Annotated in this window: 11 protein-coding genes; 5 read left to right on the forward strand and 6 right to left on the reverse strand. The window is 61.3% G+C overall.

The window, feature by feature from the left end; genetic code table 11:
- The first annotated feature begins 39 nt into the window (after window positions 1-39).
- The 5 genes from relA to HSS18214_RS17715 all read left to right on the forward strand — a co-directional run bounded on the left by relA (window position 40) and on the right by HSS18214_RS17715 (window position 7430).
- The gene (relA, locus tag HSS18214_RS0101725; RefSeq protein WP_016913596.1) at window positions 40-2316 is read left to right on the forward strand and encodes a GTP diphosphokinase; all 2277 of its coding nucleotides are present in this window, start codon (window positions 40-42) and stop codon (window positions 2314-2316) included.
- A complete protein-coding gene (gene mazG / locus HSS18214_RS0101730; RefSeq protein ID WP_016913597.1) occupies window positions 2316-3143 on the forward strand; it encodes a nucleoside triphosphate pyrophosphohydrolase in 828 nt (275 codons plus the stop codon). Before relA ends, mazG begins: the two co-directional genes overlap by 1 nt.
- A 42-nt stretch (window positions 3144-3185) precedes the next feature.
- Entirely contained in the window at window positions 3186-5834 is a 2649-nt protein-coding gene (ppc, locus tag HSS18214_RS0101735; RefSeq protein ID WP_016913598.1) for a phosphoenolpyruvate carboxylase, read from the forward strand.
- A 242-nt stretch (window positions 5835-6076) separates the two neighbouring features.
- Entirely contained in the window at window positions 6077-7120 is a 1044-nt protein-coding gene (gene rluF / locus HSS18214_RS0101745) for a 23S rRNA pseudouridine(2604) synthase RluF (RefSeq protein WP_016913600.1), read from the forward strand.
- A 16-nt stretch (window positions 7121-7136) separates the two neighbouring features.
- Window positions 7137-7430 carry a DUF1294 domain-containing protein gene (locus tag HSS18214_RS17715; RefSeq protein WP_237718578.1) on the forward strand — a complete coding sequence of 98 codons (294 nt, stop codon included), beginning with the start codon at window positions 7137-7139 and terminating at the stop codon, window positions 7428-7430.
- On the opposite strand, the gene HSS18214_RS0101755 is transcribed toward HSS18214_RS17715, so the two are convergent.
- The 6 genes from HSS18214_RS0101755 to HSS18214_RS0101780 all read right to left on the reverse strand — a co-directional run bounded on the left by HSS18214_RS0101755 (window position 7408) and on the right by HSS18214_RS0101780 (window position 13055).
- Window positions 7408-8082 carry an anthranilate synthase component II gene (locus HSS18214_RS0101755; protein WP_016913602.1) on the reverse strand — a complete coding sequence of 225 codons (675 nt, stop codon included), beginning with the start codon at window positions 8080-8082 and terminating at the stop codon, window positions 7408-7410. The two genes, HSS18214_RS17715 and HSS18214_RS0101755, sit on opposite strands and share 23 nt — an antisense overlap.
- Window positions 8079-9500, reverse strand: a complete 1422-nt coding sequence (locus HSS18214_RS0101760) for an anthranilate synthase component I family protein (protein WP_016913603.1) — start codon at window positions 9498-9500, stop codon at window positions 8079-8081. Before HSS18214_RS0101760 ends, HSS18214_RS0101755 begins: the two co-directional genes overlap by 4 nt.
- On the reverse strand, window positions 9497-9766 hold the full coding sequence (locus tag HSS18214_RS0101765) for a Trp family transcriptional regulator (protein ID WP_016913604.1): 270 nt from the start codon (window positions 9764-9766) through the stop codon (window positions 9497-9499). Before HSS18214_RS0101765 ends, HSS18214_RS0101760 begins: the two co-directional genes overlap by 4 nt.
- 114 nt (window positions 9767-9880) lie before the next feature.
- On the reverse strand, window positions 9881-10447 hold the full coding sequence (locus HSS18214_RS0101770; protein WP_016913605.1) for a hypothetical protein: 567 nt from the start codon (window positions 10445-10447) through the stop codon (window positions 9881-9883).
- Between the two features lie 77 nt (window positions 10448-10524).
- Entirely contained in the window at window positions 10525-11337 is an 813-nt protein-coding gene (locus HSS18214_RS0101775; RefSeq protein WP_016913606.1) for a class I SAM-dependent methyltransferase, read from the reverse strand.
- Window positions 11338-11342: 5 nt separating this feature from the next.
- Entirely contained in the window at window positions 11343-13055 is a 1713-nt protein-coding gene (locus HSS18214_RS0101780) for an AMP-binding protein (protein ID WP_016913607.1), read from the reverse strand.
- Window positions 13056-13112 lie beyond the last annotated feature (57 nt).

Consider the following 13112-nt stretch of genomic DNA (forward strand, 5'->3'; position numbering starts at 1 on the left):
TTTGCAGCAAGCCGCCACCCAAAAGGATGAGTCATTGTCATGGTGAAAGTGCGTGAAGACCAGCCGCTGACAGAAAGCGGAAAGGTGGACATACAACAATGGTTAACGCGCCTTCAGGAAGATGTGCGCCTGCGTGAGCCCGAGCGACTGTTGCAGGCCTGCGAGCTGGCCGAGCAGTTGGAGCGGGAAGCCCCCCGCACCCATCGCGTGTGGCTGTCGCCGGGTTCCAGTTTTCGCATGGGCCTGGAAATGGCCGATATTCTGGCGGATCTCAAGCTCGACCAGGCCACGCTGGAAGCTGCCGTGCTGTATCGCGCCGTGCGCGAAGGGTTGCTGAGCCTCGACGGGGTGACCAAGCGCTTTGGCGATGAAGTGGCGAAGCTGATCGATGGCGTACTGCAGATGGCCGCCATCAGCTACCCCTTGGCGCCCAACCATGGCATGAGCCAGCATAACCAGCAGGAAAACCTGCGCAAAATGCTGGTCAATATGGTGGGAGATGTACGGGTCGCGTTGATCAAGATTGCCGAGCGCACCTGCGCGCTGCGTCAGGTCAAGGACGCCCCCCGGGAAAAATGCCTGCAGGTGGCCAGGGAAGTGGCCGATATCTACGCGCCGCTGGCCCACCGCCTGGGCATTGGCCAGATCAAGTGGGAGCTGGAAGATCTTTCGTTCCGCTACCTGCATGAGGACGAGTACAAGGCGATTGCCAAGCTGCTGGCAGAGAAGCGTCTGGACCGCGACCGCTATATTCACGATGTGGTCGAAACCCTCAAGACCCTCATGGAAGCCCAGCATATTCATCGTTACGATGTCAGTGGCCGGGCAAAGCATATCTACTCCATCTGGCGCAAGATGAAGCGCAAGCGGATCGATTTTTCCCAGGTCCACGACGTGCGCGCCGTGCGCATTCTGGTGCCCGAAGTCACCGACTGCTACACCGTGCTGGGTATCGTCCACTCCCGCTGGCACCACGTGCCCAACGAGTTCGATGACTACATCGCCAACCCCAAGAAAAACGGTTATCAGTCGTTGCATACGGCGGTCATGGGGCCGGAAAACAAGGTGCTGGAAATTCAGATCCGCACCTTCGGTATGCATGACGAGGCCGAGCTTGGAGTGTGTGCCCACTGGCGCTACAAGGGCCACGATACCAATGCCAAGAGTCGCAGCTACGAAGAAAAGATCGCTTGGCTGCGGCAGGTGCTGGAGTGGCAGGACGAAGTGGGCGGCTTTGGAGACCTGCGCGAAGGGCTCTCCAGCGACGTGGCGCCAGACCGAATCTATGTTTTCACCCCTGACGGCCACGTGATCGACCTGCCGCGCATCGCTACCCCCATCGACTTTGCCTACCGGGTACACACCGAAATAGGCCATCGCTGCCGAGGTGCCAAGGTCAATGGGCGTATCGTGCCCCTGACCTACAAGCTCAAGACTGGCCAGCAGATCGAGATTCTCACCGCGACCAAGGGTGGCCCCAGCCGCGACTGGCTCAACCCCAGCCTGGGCTACGTACGCACCTCGCGGGCGCGGGCCAAGATCCAGGCGTGGTTCAAGCATCAGGCCCGGGATCAGAACCTGGACGAAGGGCGTACGCTCTTCGAGCGTGAAATGCGTCGCCTGGATGTGGAAGGGCTCGACCTGCCAAAACTGGCCAAGGCGGTCAATTACCAGAACGCTGACGACATGTACGCCGCGCTGGGCGCCGGTGACCTGCGAATAGGTCAGGTACTGCATCAGGCGCAGCAGCTGTTTGGCGAGACCGATGACCAGGAGCAGTTGGACCGACTGCTGGCCAAGCCGCGTCGCCAGCCCAGCAAGGCCACCAAAAGTGATATTACCGTGCTGGGCGTGGGCAACTTGAAGACTAGCATGGCCAACTGCTGCCGACCGGTGCCCGGCGAGCCGATTGTCGGCTTCATCACGCAAGGGCGTGGGGTCACCGTGCACCGTCAGGATTGCACCAATATTCTCCAATTGCGAATGGAGGAGCCTCAGCGCATTATCGAAGTGGAGTGGGGCGAGCGCGCCCATACCCGCTACCCGGTGACCATCGAGATTCAGGCCTGGGACCGTTCGGGTTTGCTGCGCGATGTCACGGGCCTGCTGGGCAATGAAAAGGTCAATGTGCTGGCGGTCAACACGCTGACCGATACCGACGAGGGCATTGCCCGCCTGCGCATCACCCTGGAGGTGGATGGCCTGGAGTCCCTGGGACGGCTGTTCTCGCGTATTCAGCAGTTGCCCAACGTGACCGAGGTTCGCCGCCTGCGTAACGCCGACCCCGAAAAAAGTGCCCGTAAAGGAGGGGCTTGATGCGCTACCGCCTGGAAGACCTGTTGACGCTGATGGCCGTGCTGCGTGACCCGCAGCAGGGCTGCCCGTGGGACGTCAAGCAGCACTGGGACACCATCGTGCCGCATACCCTGGAAGAAGCCTACGAAGTTGCCGATGCCATCGAGCGGCGTGCTTTCGATGAGCTGCCCGGAGAGCTGGGGGACCTGCTGTTTCAAGTGGTCTATTACGCCCAGTTCGCCGCCGAGGAGCAGCGCTTCGACTTCCACGATATCGTCCACACGTTGACGGAAAAAATGCTGCGTCGCCATCCGCATGTGTTTCCAGAGGGGACGCTGGCGTCTCGCCGCCCGCCTGGCATGAGCGCAGACGCCGTCAAAACCCAGCAGGTCAACAGCCGCTGGGAAGCGCTCAAGGCCGAAGAGCGCGCGCAGCGCAGCGTCGAAGAGGTATCGGTGCTCGACGATGTACCGCGTAACCTGCCTGCGCTGAGCAGGGCGACCAAACTCTCCAAGCGTGCCGCCCGAGTGGGTTTCGACTGGCCCGATGCCCGCGGCGTACTGGACAAGATTCGTGAAGAGCTGGCAGAGGTCGAAGAGGCGCTGGCTGTCGGCGACCGCCAGCATGCGGAGGAAGAAGTGGGTGACCTGCTGTTTGCGGTCACTAACCTGGCGCGTACTCTGGGGGCCGACCCGGAGCAGTGCCTGCGCCAGACCAACAGCAAATTCGAGCGCCGCTTTCGCCATGTCGAAGGCGCACTTGCCAGGGCCGAGCGACCGCTGGGTCAGGCGACCCTGGAAGAAATGGAACACCACTGGCAAGCCGCGAAAGCCCAGGAACAACGCTAATATCTCATAATATCAACGCGACCCCGCAAGGAGGCCCCGCCAATGAGCCATGATCTACACGAGTCGCTGCGCGATAATGTCCGTATTCTGGGTGACAGTCTGGGGCGTACCATCGCCGACGATCTGGGCCAGTCGTTCGTCGACAAGATTGAAACCATTCGTGCCCATGCCAAGCGGGGTCGCCAGGGCGACACCCTTCAACAGCGGCAGTTGATCGAGTATCTGCGCCAGCTTCCCGAGCGCGACCTGCTGCCGGTCACCCGTGCCTTCAACCAGTTCCTGAACCTCGCCAACATCGCCGAGCAGCATTACCGCGCCCGGTTTCGTCGCGTGGAGGATTACAAGCCAGGCACCCAGCCGGTGCTGGGCGAGCTGCTCAGTCGCGCCCAGCAGGCGGGCAATTCCCCCCGCAAGCTGGTCGAAACCCTGGCCAACATGCGCGTGGAGCTGGTGCTCACTGCCCACCCCACCGAAGTCATTCGCCGCACCCTGATTCAGAAGTACGACGCCATTGACGAGTGCCTGACCGCCATTGAGAGCTCCGAGGATTACCCGGAGCGTGGCGCCCGCGCTCAAGGGCGGCTGGAAGAGCTGATCAGCCAGGCCTGGCACACCGACGAGATTCGCCACGAACGCCCCACCCCGGTGGATGAGGCCAAGTGGGGCTTTGCGGTCATCGAGAACTCCCTGTGGCAGGCGGTGCCCGATTTTCACCGCGACCTGGATAGCCTGTTGCTGGAAACGGCAGGCGAGCGCCTGCCGCTGGACGCGGCGCCCATTCGCTACGCCTCATGGATGGGGGGCGATCGCGACGGCAACCCCAACGTCACCGCGAAGGTGACCCAGGAAGTCCTGCTGCTGGGGCGCTGGATGGCGGCAGACCTCTATCTGCGCGATCTGGAGCAGTTGAAGACCGAGCTTTCCATGTGGAAGGCCAACAGCGCCTTGAAGGCCGAAGTGGGCGATGTCGCCGAGCCTTACCGGGAGCTGCTCAAGCGTCTGTTGACAAAGATGGAAGCCACCCGTGACTGGGCCAAGGCACAGCTGGAGGGGCGCAACTACGATGGCGGGCCCATCATCGAAACCCGTGATCAGCTGTATGCGCCGCTGCTGGCCTGCTATCGCTCGCTGTGCGATGTGGGTCTGGACACTATCGCCAACGGCGCGCTGCTGGATACGCTGCGCCGGGTCGCCGTGTTCGGCGTTACCCTGACTAAGCTGGATCTGCGTCAGGAAGCGGGCCGCCATGCCCAGGTCATGGAAGAACTCACCAGCGCCCTGGGCCTTGGCCATTATCAGGAGTGGAGCGAGCCCCAGCGCCAGGAGTTCCTGCTTTCCGAGCTTGCCTCGCGCCGTCCATTGATTCCGCGCCGCTGGGAGTGTTCCGCCGAGTCACGGGAAGTGCTGGATACGTTCAAGGTGATTGCCCAGGAGCATGCCGAAGCGCTGGGCACCTATATCATCTCCATGGCAGGCGAGCCTTCCGATGTACTGACCGTGGCGCTACTCATGAAAGAGGTGGGCGGCCAGGTGACGCTGCCCATCGCGCCGCTGTTCGAGACGCTCAACGACCTGGACCACGCCGGTGATGTCATCGATCAGCTGCTGTCGCTGCCGGGTTATCGGGCGCTCACTCAGGACCGTCAGGAAGTCATGATCGGTTACTCCGACTCTGCCAAGGATGCTGGGCAACTGGCGGCGGCCTGGGCGCAGTACCGCGCCCAGGAAGCACTGGTCAACGTGTGCGAGAAGCACGGCGTGGATTTGACGCTGTTCCATGGCCGGGGCGGTACGGTAGGCCGTGGCGGCGGCCCGGCCCATGCGGCGATTCTCTCTCAGCCGCCGGGGTCGGTGAACGGCAGCCTGCGGGTAACCGAGCAGGGAGAGATGATTCGCTTCAAGTTCGGCCAGCCGGACATTGCGCTGCGCTCCATGGAGATCTACGCCTGCGCGGTGCTGGAAGCCACGCTGCTCCCGCCGCCTGCACCAGAGCCCCACTGGCGCGAAGAGATGGACCAGCTGGCCAGGGTTGCCCACGCGGCTTACGTGGGCGTGGTGCGTGAAGACCCGGATTTCGTCCCCTATTTCCGCGCGGTGACGCCCGAGGGCGCGCTGGGCAGGCTGCCCTTGGGTTCGCGGCCCGCCAAGCGTCGCCAGGATGGCGGCGTGGAAACGCTGCGGGCCATTCCCTGGATCTTTGCCTGGACGCAGATTCGCCTGATGCTGCCCGCTTGGCTGGGCAGCGGTGAGGCCTTTGCCCGACGCCTGGAGGAGCCGGGCGGCCTGGAAGTGCTGCAGGAGATGCGCACGCAGTGGCCATTCTTTGGCACCTATCTGGACATGCTGGAGATGTTGCTGGCCAAGGCCGATGTGGCCATTGCGGCTTATTACGAGCATCGCCTGGTCGACGAGCCTGCGCTGAAGGCGTTGGGCAAGCAGCTGCGAGAACGCTTTGCGCGGCTGGAGCTGGTGGTGCTGGACATTCTTCAGCAGGAGCGGCTGCTGGAGAATACGCCGCTGATACGCCAGGCCATCGATGTTCGCAACCCTTACATCGACCCGCTCCACGGCCTGCAAGCCGAGCTGCTGCAGCGTAACCGGGATGCTGACGGCGCCATTAGCGCCGATCTCTCACGGGCGCTAATGGTCACCATGGCAGGCATCGCTGCCGGGCTGCGCAATACCGGCTAGTCGCACCGTGGGCCAGCGCCGTCACTCCTCGGGTGGCGGCGCTTTTGTTTATGTTGGGCTGCTGTTTTCGTTGAGCTTTTATCGACGCACTCCAAGGGAGGTGCACCATGCACGCAGATGCTCAGGCCGTGATGGTCTTCTGGTTTCAAACCTTAGCGCCTGCCCTCGCCGCGCCGGAAGAAGTCGCCTTCCTCCAGCAGCCGGGCTCCTTTTTTTAACCCAATGGGATGACGTAGCGCTTTATGCCGTTAAGAACCTCTACCCGTATCAACAAGTACATCAGTGAAAGCGGCCTGTGCTCCCGCCGCGAAGCCGACCGCTTCGTGGAGCAGGGCAATGTCTATATTAACGGTCGCCGGGCCACCACGGGGGATCAGGTGGTGGCGGGAGATCGGGTCAAGGTGAACGGCCAGGAGATCGAACCGCAGGAAGAGGAAGACCTGGTATTGATCGCGCTGAACAAGCCGGTGGGCATCGTCAGCACCACGGAGTCTGCCGAAAAGGACAATATCGTCGAGTTCGTCAAGCACGGCACGCGTATCTTTCCCATCGGACGGCTGGACAAGGACTCCCAGGGCCTGATCTTTCTCACCAACAACGGCGATCTGGTCAACAAAATTCTGCGCGCCAACAATCATCACGAGAAAGAGTACGTGGTGACGGTGGATAAGCCGATCACCGATGAGTTCATTGCCGGTATGCAGGGCGGGGTGCCCATTCTTGGCCAAGTGACCAAAAAGTGTCGCGTGGTCAAGGAGTCTACTTTCGTCTTCAATATTACGCTGGTGCAGGGGCTTAATCGTCAAATTCGCCGTATGTGCGAATACTTCGGTTACGAAGTGACGCAACTGGTGCGTACACGCATCATGAACGTCTCCCTGAAAGGCCTGGCGCTGGGCGACTGGCGCGATCTGACGCCCCGTGAGATCGAGACCATCATTGCCCTGACCGAAACCTCGCAAGCCGCACCGGAGAAGAAAAAAAGCGACAGGCCTGACTACAGCGGCAACAGACATGGCGCGAAGGGTAAACAACCGGCAGCGAAAAAGGCCTCACCAGGTGCCCGTTCGGGTGGCAAGAGCCGTCAGGACTCCAAGGGGAAAGTAGCCGCGTTGGGTAAGCCAGGCGCCAAAGCAAAGCCAACGGGAAAACTGGCTGCCAAAGGCAAGGGCAGGCCCGGCAGTAAACCCGGTGGCAAGTCGGGCGCGGGCAAGGGTGCCATCAAGGGTGGTCGACCTGGTGGGGGCAGAACAGCCGCCGGTAAGCCGTCTTCCCGGCGCAAATAGTCAGCCAGGGCCCATCATGACCTCATGGATGCTTTTCGGGCTGGCGCTCTATGCAGCGGCCAGCGTCGTGACTTATGCCACCTATGCATGGGACAAGCGGGCGGCGATCAAGAAGCGCCAGCGGGTGAGCGAAAAAACGCTGCACTGGCTGGCGCTGTTAGGGGGTTGGCCAGGCGCGTGGTGCGCTCAGCAGCAGCTGCGCCACAAGACCCAGAAAACCGCTTTTCGGCGAGTTTTCTGGCTCACGGTGGTGCTCAACCTGGCCTGTCTGGCGGCTGTTCTGGCGCTTACGCAACTTTGGCCGAGTTGAACAGGAAGTTGGCGATCAGCTCCTTGCCGCCTTCGGTGGCAAACGACTCCGGGTGAAACTGAATGCCGTGGATGGGGTAGTCGCGGTGCTTCACGCCCATCAGTTCGAACTCGCCGGCGGCCTGCCAGGCGCTGCGCTCGGCAAAATGCTCGGCGGTCAGCGCGCCGACCGTGGCGGTCACTTCCAGGCAGTCGGGCAGGGTGGTGGCGTCGGCAATCAAGGAGTGGTAGCGCATCACTTCCAATTGGTCGGGGACGCCCTTGAACACCGAGCGGTCATCGTGGTGAATGGGGCTGATCTTGCCGTGCATGGGCAGCGGTGCCTTGACCACCTTGCCACCAAAGACATGCACGATGCCCTGCATGCCCAGGCACACTCCCAGCAGTGGCGTCGTCTTGCCGAGTTTTTCGATGACCTCGGCACACACCCCGAAGTAGCGCGGGTCGTCCGGCGAGCCCGGCCCCGGCGAAATGATGATGCGGTCCGGGGCCATGGCCTCGATGGCCTTGAAGTCGATCTGGTTGTTCCGCTTCACCACGATCTCGAAATGCGGCAGCTCCCCGCGATTCTTTTCGGTAGTGAGAATTTCACCGATGAACTGGTAGAGGTTGTAGGTGAACGAGTCGTAGTTGTCGATGATCAGCACCTTCATGCGGGGCTCTCCGTTTCCGTGCTCATAAAGGGGGCTAGCGCCTTGCGGGTACCGGCAAACTTGCGACGAATCTCCTCGTACTCATCCTCGGCATTGCTGTCGTAGACGTTGCCGCCGCAGGTTTGCACGTAGGCGCGTTCACCGTTGACGAACACCGTACGAATCGGAATGGCGAAGGTGCAGTCGCCATTGAAGGAAAACTGACCCACTGCGCCGCCATAGGGGCCGCGACCATCGGTTTCCAGGTCGTCGATGATCTTCATGGCCTCGATCTTGGGAGCGCCGGTCAGCGTTCCGGCAGGGAAGTTGCTGGCCAGGGCGGTGAACATGTCTTCGCCTTCGGCGATGATGCCGACGATCTCGCTGGAGATGTGCTGTACATGGCTGAACCGCTTGATGTCCATCAGGCTGCGTACTTTCACCGTTCCAAACTGGGCCACGCGGCCGATGTCGTTGCGGTGCAGGTCCACGATCATGTTGTGCTCGGCGATCTCTTTCGGGTCGTTGAGCAGTGCGCGGGCCAACTGCGTGTCTTCCTGGGGGGTCTGGCCACGGAGCGTGGTGCCCGCCAGCGGGAAGGTTTCCATTTCACCCTGGCGCAGGCGAAACAGCAGTTCGGGGCTGGCGCCGATCAGCTTCTGTTCACCGAATTTGACGTAATACATCTGCGGTGACGGGTTGATGGTGCGCAGCTGGTCATAGAGCGCCAGGGTATCGCCTTGGATGCGAAAGCGCTTCTTGAATCCCACTTCACACTGGAACACCTTGCCGTCGATGATGTCCTGCTTCACTTTGGCCACGGCTTCGGCATGCTGGGCCTTGCTCATGGTGTCGCCCAGCGCGGTAATGCTGAGCGCCCCGGCAGGCTCGTCTGCTGCTTCGATCAGTGTCTGCAGAAAATCATAGCGGCTGTTGTCGTAGTAGAAGTAGGTGACTTCCCCGGTCATCTTGTCGAGGATCAAGCCATCCTTGTAAAGCCCGAAGCGGAAGGTATCGAAGTCGTCGCTGGCTTTCAGCGTCAGCGAAGGCTCGAAGTACTGCATGGCGTCGTAGCCCAGATAGCCGCTGAGGCCGCCGGCGTACTTGCGGGAAATGATGTTCTGCGGAATCAGGCTGCGCAGCAGCTCGTAGGGGTTCTCGCTGGTGTACTGCTCGGCCTGACCGTCGCGGTTTTCGATGGTCAGCGTGTGGCCATTGGCGTACAGCGTATATTCGGGATCGAAGCCAATGATCGAGTGGCGTGCCATGTGGCTATCTTCGCCCAGCGACTCCAGCATGTAGCAGGTGTCGAAGCGGCGCTCGATTTTCTGAAACAGGGCGAAGAAGTCGCAGTCTGCCGCCAGCGTCACGTAGTGCGGTTTACGAGGCAGTGTAAACGGCGTTGGGCCAGTGGTGTTGGCCTGAGTGTGAGTGCTCATAAAGGGTCGTTCCGTGATGAAGATGACTGGTTCAGTGCGCGAGAGCCCCTGGATACCGTGGCAATACCGACCCCGAGGGTATCGGCAATCTTGCGGTGGGGTACCCCTTCGTTGAGCAGCTTGAAAATCTGCAGACGCTTGCTGATTTCCTGGTACTCCGCTGGTGTCAGCAGGCTGGCCAGCGCAGCGTCCATGGCCTCGGGGGTCTCGATGGCCACCAGATGGCGTACCAGCTCAGCCTGATAGTGTGACGGAGAGAGGGTCATGAGTGAGTCACCAGCGGTCGATGAAAACGTGTTAATGTACTAGTACGCTAGTACATTAACACGAATAAGCGCCGGGTCAAGAGACATCTCGGCTGGCAGCATCGAAAACCGGGATTAAAACGGCAGGTGTAGCGAAGCGCTGAGCATATTGAGGTGGCTGAGCGTGGGCGTGTCGATACGCTCGTACTCGAAACGGCTGATTAACCGGTTGACGGTCATGGTGGCGCCGAAGCCTTGCAGCAGCGCCGTGCCGCCATCATCGGCATGGGGCTGGTACGCTTCACCCCGCCACTCGGTGAAGCCGGATTTGGCATAAACGCTGACGGCGCCCATGCGCACGCCTGCCACCAGGGCGCCACCCAGGCTCAGGGTATCCATGAGCAGCGGGCTCACCTGGGACGTAATGGGGACTTCTTCACTTTCGCGATAGGCGATCTCGGCACCGATATCCAGCCGTGGCAGCCGTTCGGGGCTGAAGCCTGCGGTCAGCCGAAAGCCGGTGGTGTTGGTGTCCAGGCTGCTTAGGTCGCTGCCTTCCAGCACCACGCCGTTATCCAGCCGAATCCACTCACCGTCGGGCGCTGCATACGCCAGCAATACCGTGTCGTCACTCGCCAGGGCGGTGGCGAAGGGCGCAGCGCTCACCAGCGTCAGGAGCAGGGTGCTTGCCAGGCGGTTCATTGGCGTTCCTCTTGTCCTTGATCGTGACCTTATCGTTATGCAGGCGGGTCGCAGTTTATCGAGTCAACCGTTACAGGTTAGCAACGGGCGCTGATTTCCACCACGTTAATTGCCTGTTGAGCGAGATTTTCCAGCAGGTGCTTGCCCATGGTCAGAAAGCGCTCGCCAAATACCCACTGGGGCGAGACGACCGCAGGCTGGGCGGTCTGCTCCTTTTGACGTTGACGCTGGCGCCACGCCAAGGCGGTCTGGCTCCAATCCTCGTGGTGTTGCAAGGTGAAGCCTTGCCGTTGCAGCAGGGTAGTCAATGCCTCCAGGCTGAGCAGGTGCGAATGTTCGGGCCCTTCCGCCCAGGGCACCGGGAAGCGCAGCGCTGCCTGGTTCGAGCCGCCCACCACTTCGTGCATCACCAGCTGCCCGCCGGGGCGCAGCACTCGGCGGCACTGGGCCAGCACGCTTTCCGGGTCAGGCATGTTCATCAGGCTGTGCTGAAACACCACCGCATCGAAGCTCGCGTCGGTAAACGGCAGAGCGCTGGCATTTCCCGTCACCCAGCGCAATTTGCCGCCCATGGGGGTGGGCGTGAGTTGGCTGATGGCCCGGTTGAGCGCGCTGAAGCGGTGGGTGATATCCAGCCCGGTCATGTGCAGGCCCATGGCCGCGCCCTGGCGCATCAGCCCGCCCAGCCCGGCACCGATGTCCAGCACCTGGCTTTGCGGCTCGATCAGGGCCAACAGCCTGGCCGAGGCGGCCAAGCCACCGATATGCAGTTGGTCCAGTGGCGCGAGCTGGTGCAGCGTCGGACCCTCAGGATAATGGCTGCGCAACTGCTGGAGAATCTCCTGGTCGCGCAGCCCCTGATCGTAGTGATGCGCCAGGGGCTTTGCCATGGCGGCTACTTCTGCTCGTCCAGGCCCAGCTCTTCTATCGAGATTTCGCGCATCTTGAACTTCTGGATCTTGCCGGTGACGGTCATGGGGAACGCATCCACGAACTTGAAGTAGCGTGGGATCTTGAAGTGAGTGATCTTGCCCTTGCAGTATTCGCGCAGGTCTTCACCGGTGATCTCGCCCGCGGTGGCGTTGAGCTTCACCCAGGCGATCAGCTCTTCGCCATACTTCTTGTCGGGTACGCCGGTGACCTGGACTTCGGAAATGGCCGGGTGGGCGTACAGAAACTCTTCGATCTCTTTCGGGTAGACGTTTTCACCGCCGCGAATCACCATGTCCTTGATACGCCCCACGATCTGGATGTAGCCCTCGTCATCCATGGTGGCCAGGTCGCCGGTATGCATCCAGCCTGCCTCGTCGATGGCTTCGGCGGTGGCTTTGTCGTTGTTCCAGTACTTGAGCATCACGCTATAGCCACGGGTGCACAGCTCGCCGATTTCTCCACGGGGCAGAATGCCGCCATTGCCTGGGTCGACGATCTTGCTTTCCAGGTGGGGCTGGGTACGGCCCACGGTGGAAACGCGCTTGTCGATGGTGTCGTTGGCGCCGGTCTGTGTCGACACCGGGCTGGTCTCGGTCATGCCATAGGCAATCTGCACGCCCTTCATGTTCATCTTGTCGATGACCTGTTTCATGATTTCGGCAGGGCAGATGGAGCCAGCCATGATCCCGGTTCGCAGCGACGAAAAGTCGGTCGACGCGAAGTCGGGGTGTTCGAGCTCGGCAATGAACATGGTGGGCACGCCGTAGAGGGCGGTGGCTTTCTGCTCATGGACGGCTTTCAGGACTTTACCGGGGTCGAAGCCTTCGTCCGGGTAGATCATGGCGGCCCCATGGGTCATGCAGCCCAGGTTGCCCATGACCATGCCGAAGCAGTGGTAGAGCGGCACGGGGATCACCAGCCGGTCGGCGCTGGTAAAGCCCATGCTCTCTGCCACGAAAAAGCCGTTGTTGAGAATGTTGTGGTGGGAGAGTGTGGCCCCCTTGGGAAACCCCGTGGTGCCGGAGGTGTATTGAATGTTGATCGGGTCGTCGAACTGCAGGGTGGCTTGCAGGTCGTCCACTTCGGTCTGGCTGACGGTGTCGGCCTGGCCAATGAAGTCGGCCCAGCGCCACATGCCGCTGTGCTTCTCGTCGCTGAGATTGATGATGCACTGCAGCTGCGGCAGCTTATGGGCGTTCAGCGCCCCTTCGGCGCAGTGGTTCAGCTCGGGGGCCAGCTCGTACAGCATGGCGGTGTAGTTGGAGCTCTTGAACTGGTGGGCGGTGATCAAAAAGCGTGCGCCGGATTGGTTGAGCGCGTACTCCAGCTCGTGGGTCCGGTAAGAGGGGTTGATGTTGACCAGAATGGCACCGATCTTGGCGGTGGCAAACTGGCTCAGCGTCCACTCGCTGCAGTTGGGTGCCCAGATGCCGACCCGGTCGCCTTTCTTGACCCCCATGGCAAGCAGGGCCCTAGCGCAGCGATTCACCTCCCGCTGCAGTTCTCGGTAGCTCCAGTGAATGTTCTGGTGCAGTGCGATCAACGCGTCGTTGTCCGGGTATTGGGCGGCAATCTGGTCGAACTTGTCGCCAATGGTCATGCCCAGCAAGGGTTTGTCGGCGGTGCTGCTGGTGTAGCTGGGCAGGGCGCTGGAAAGCGGTGCAGATGATGCCATGGTGAGTCTCTCCGAAATCTTTTTGTTGTCTGAACGGGAAGTGAAGCGTTTTTAATT

Source organism: Vreelandella stevensii S18214 (assembly GCF_000275725.1).
Classification (GTDB): domain Bacteria; phylum Pseudomonadota; class Gammaproteobacteria; order Pseudomonadales; family Halomonadaceae; genus Vreelandella; species Vreelandella stevensii.

Bases quoted from the DNA above. Each gene is read 5' to 3' on its own strand.
- relA (WP_016913596.1), top strand. From the start codon at position 40: ATGGTGAAAGTGCGTGAAGACCAGCCGCTGACAGAAAGCGGAAAGGTG.
- mazG (WP_016913597.1), top strand. From the start codon at position 2,316: ATGCGCTACCGCCTGGAAGACCTGTTGACGCTGATGGCCGTGCTGCGT.
- ppc (WP_016913598.1), top strand. From the start codon at position 3,186: ATGAGCCATGATCTACACGAGTCGCTGCGCGATAATGTCCGTATTCTG.
- rluF (WP_016913600.1), top strand. From the start codon at position 6,077: ATGCCGTTAAGAACCTCTACCCGTATCAACAAGTACATCAGTGAAAGC.
- HSS18214_RS17715 (WP_237718578.1), top strand. From the start codon at position 7,137: ATGACCTCATGGATGCTTTTCGGGCTGGCGCTCTATGCAGCGGCCAGC.
- HSS18214_RS0101755 (WP_016913602.1), bottom strand. From the start codon at position 8,082: ATGAAGGTGCTGATCATCGACAACTACGACTCGTTCACCTACAACCTC.
- HSS18214_RS0101760 (WP_016913603.1), bottom strand. From the start codon at position 9,500: ATGAGCACTCACACTCAGGCCAACACCACTGGCCCAACGCCGTTTACA.
- HSS18214_RS0101765 (WP_016913604.1), bottom strand. From the start codon at position 9,766: ATGACCCTCTCTCCGTCACACTATCAGGCTGAGCTGGTACGCCATCTG.
- HSS18214_RS0101770 (WP_016913605.1), bottom strand. From the start codon at position 10,447: ATGAACCGCCTGGCAAGCACCCTGCTCCTGACGCTGGTGAGCGCTGCG.
- HSS18214_RS0101775 (WP_016913606.1), bottom strand. From the start codon at position 11,337: ATGGCAAAGCCCCTGGCGCATCACTACGATCAGGGGCTGCGCGACCAG.
- HSS18214_RS0101780 (WP_016913607.1), bottom strand. From the start codon at position 13,055: ATGGCATCATCTGCACCGCTTTCCAGCGCCCTGCCCAGCTACACCAGC.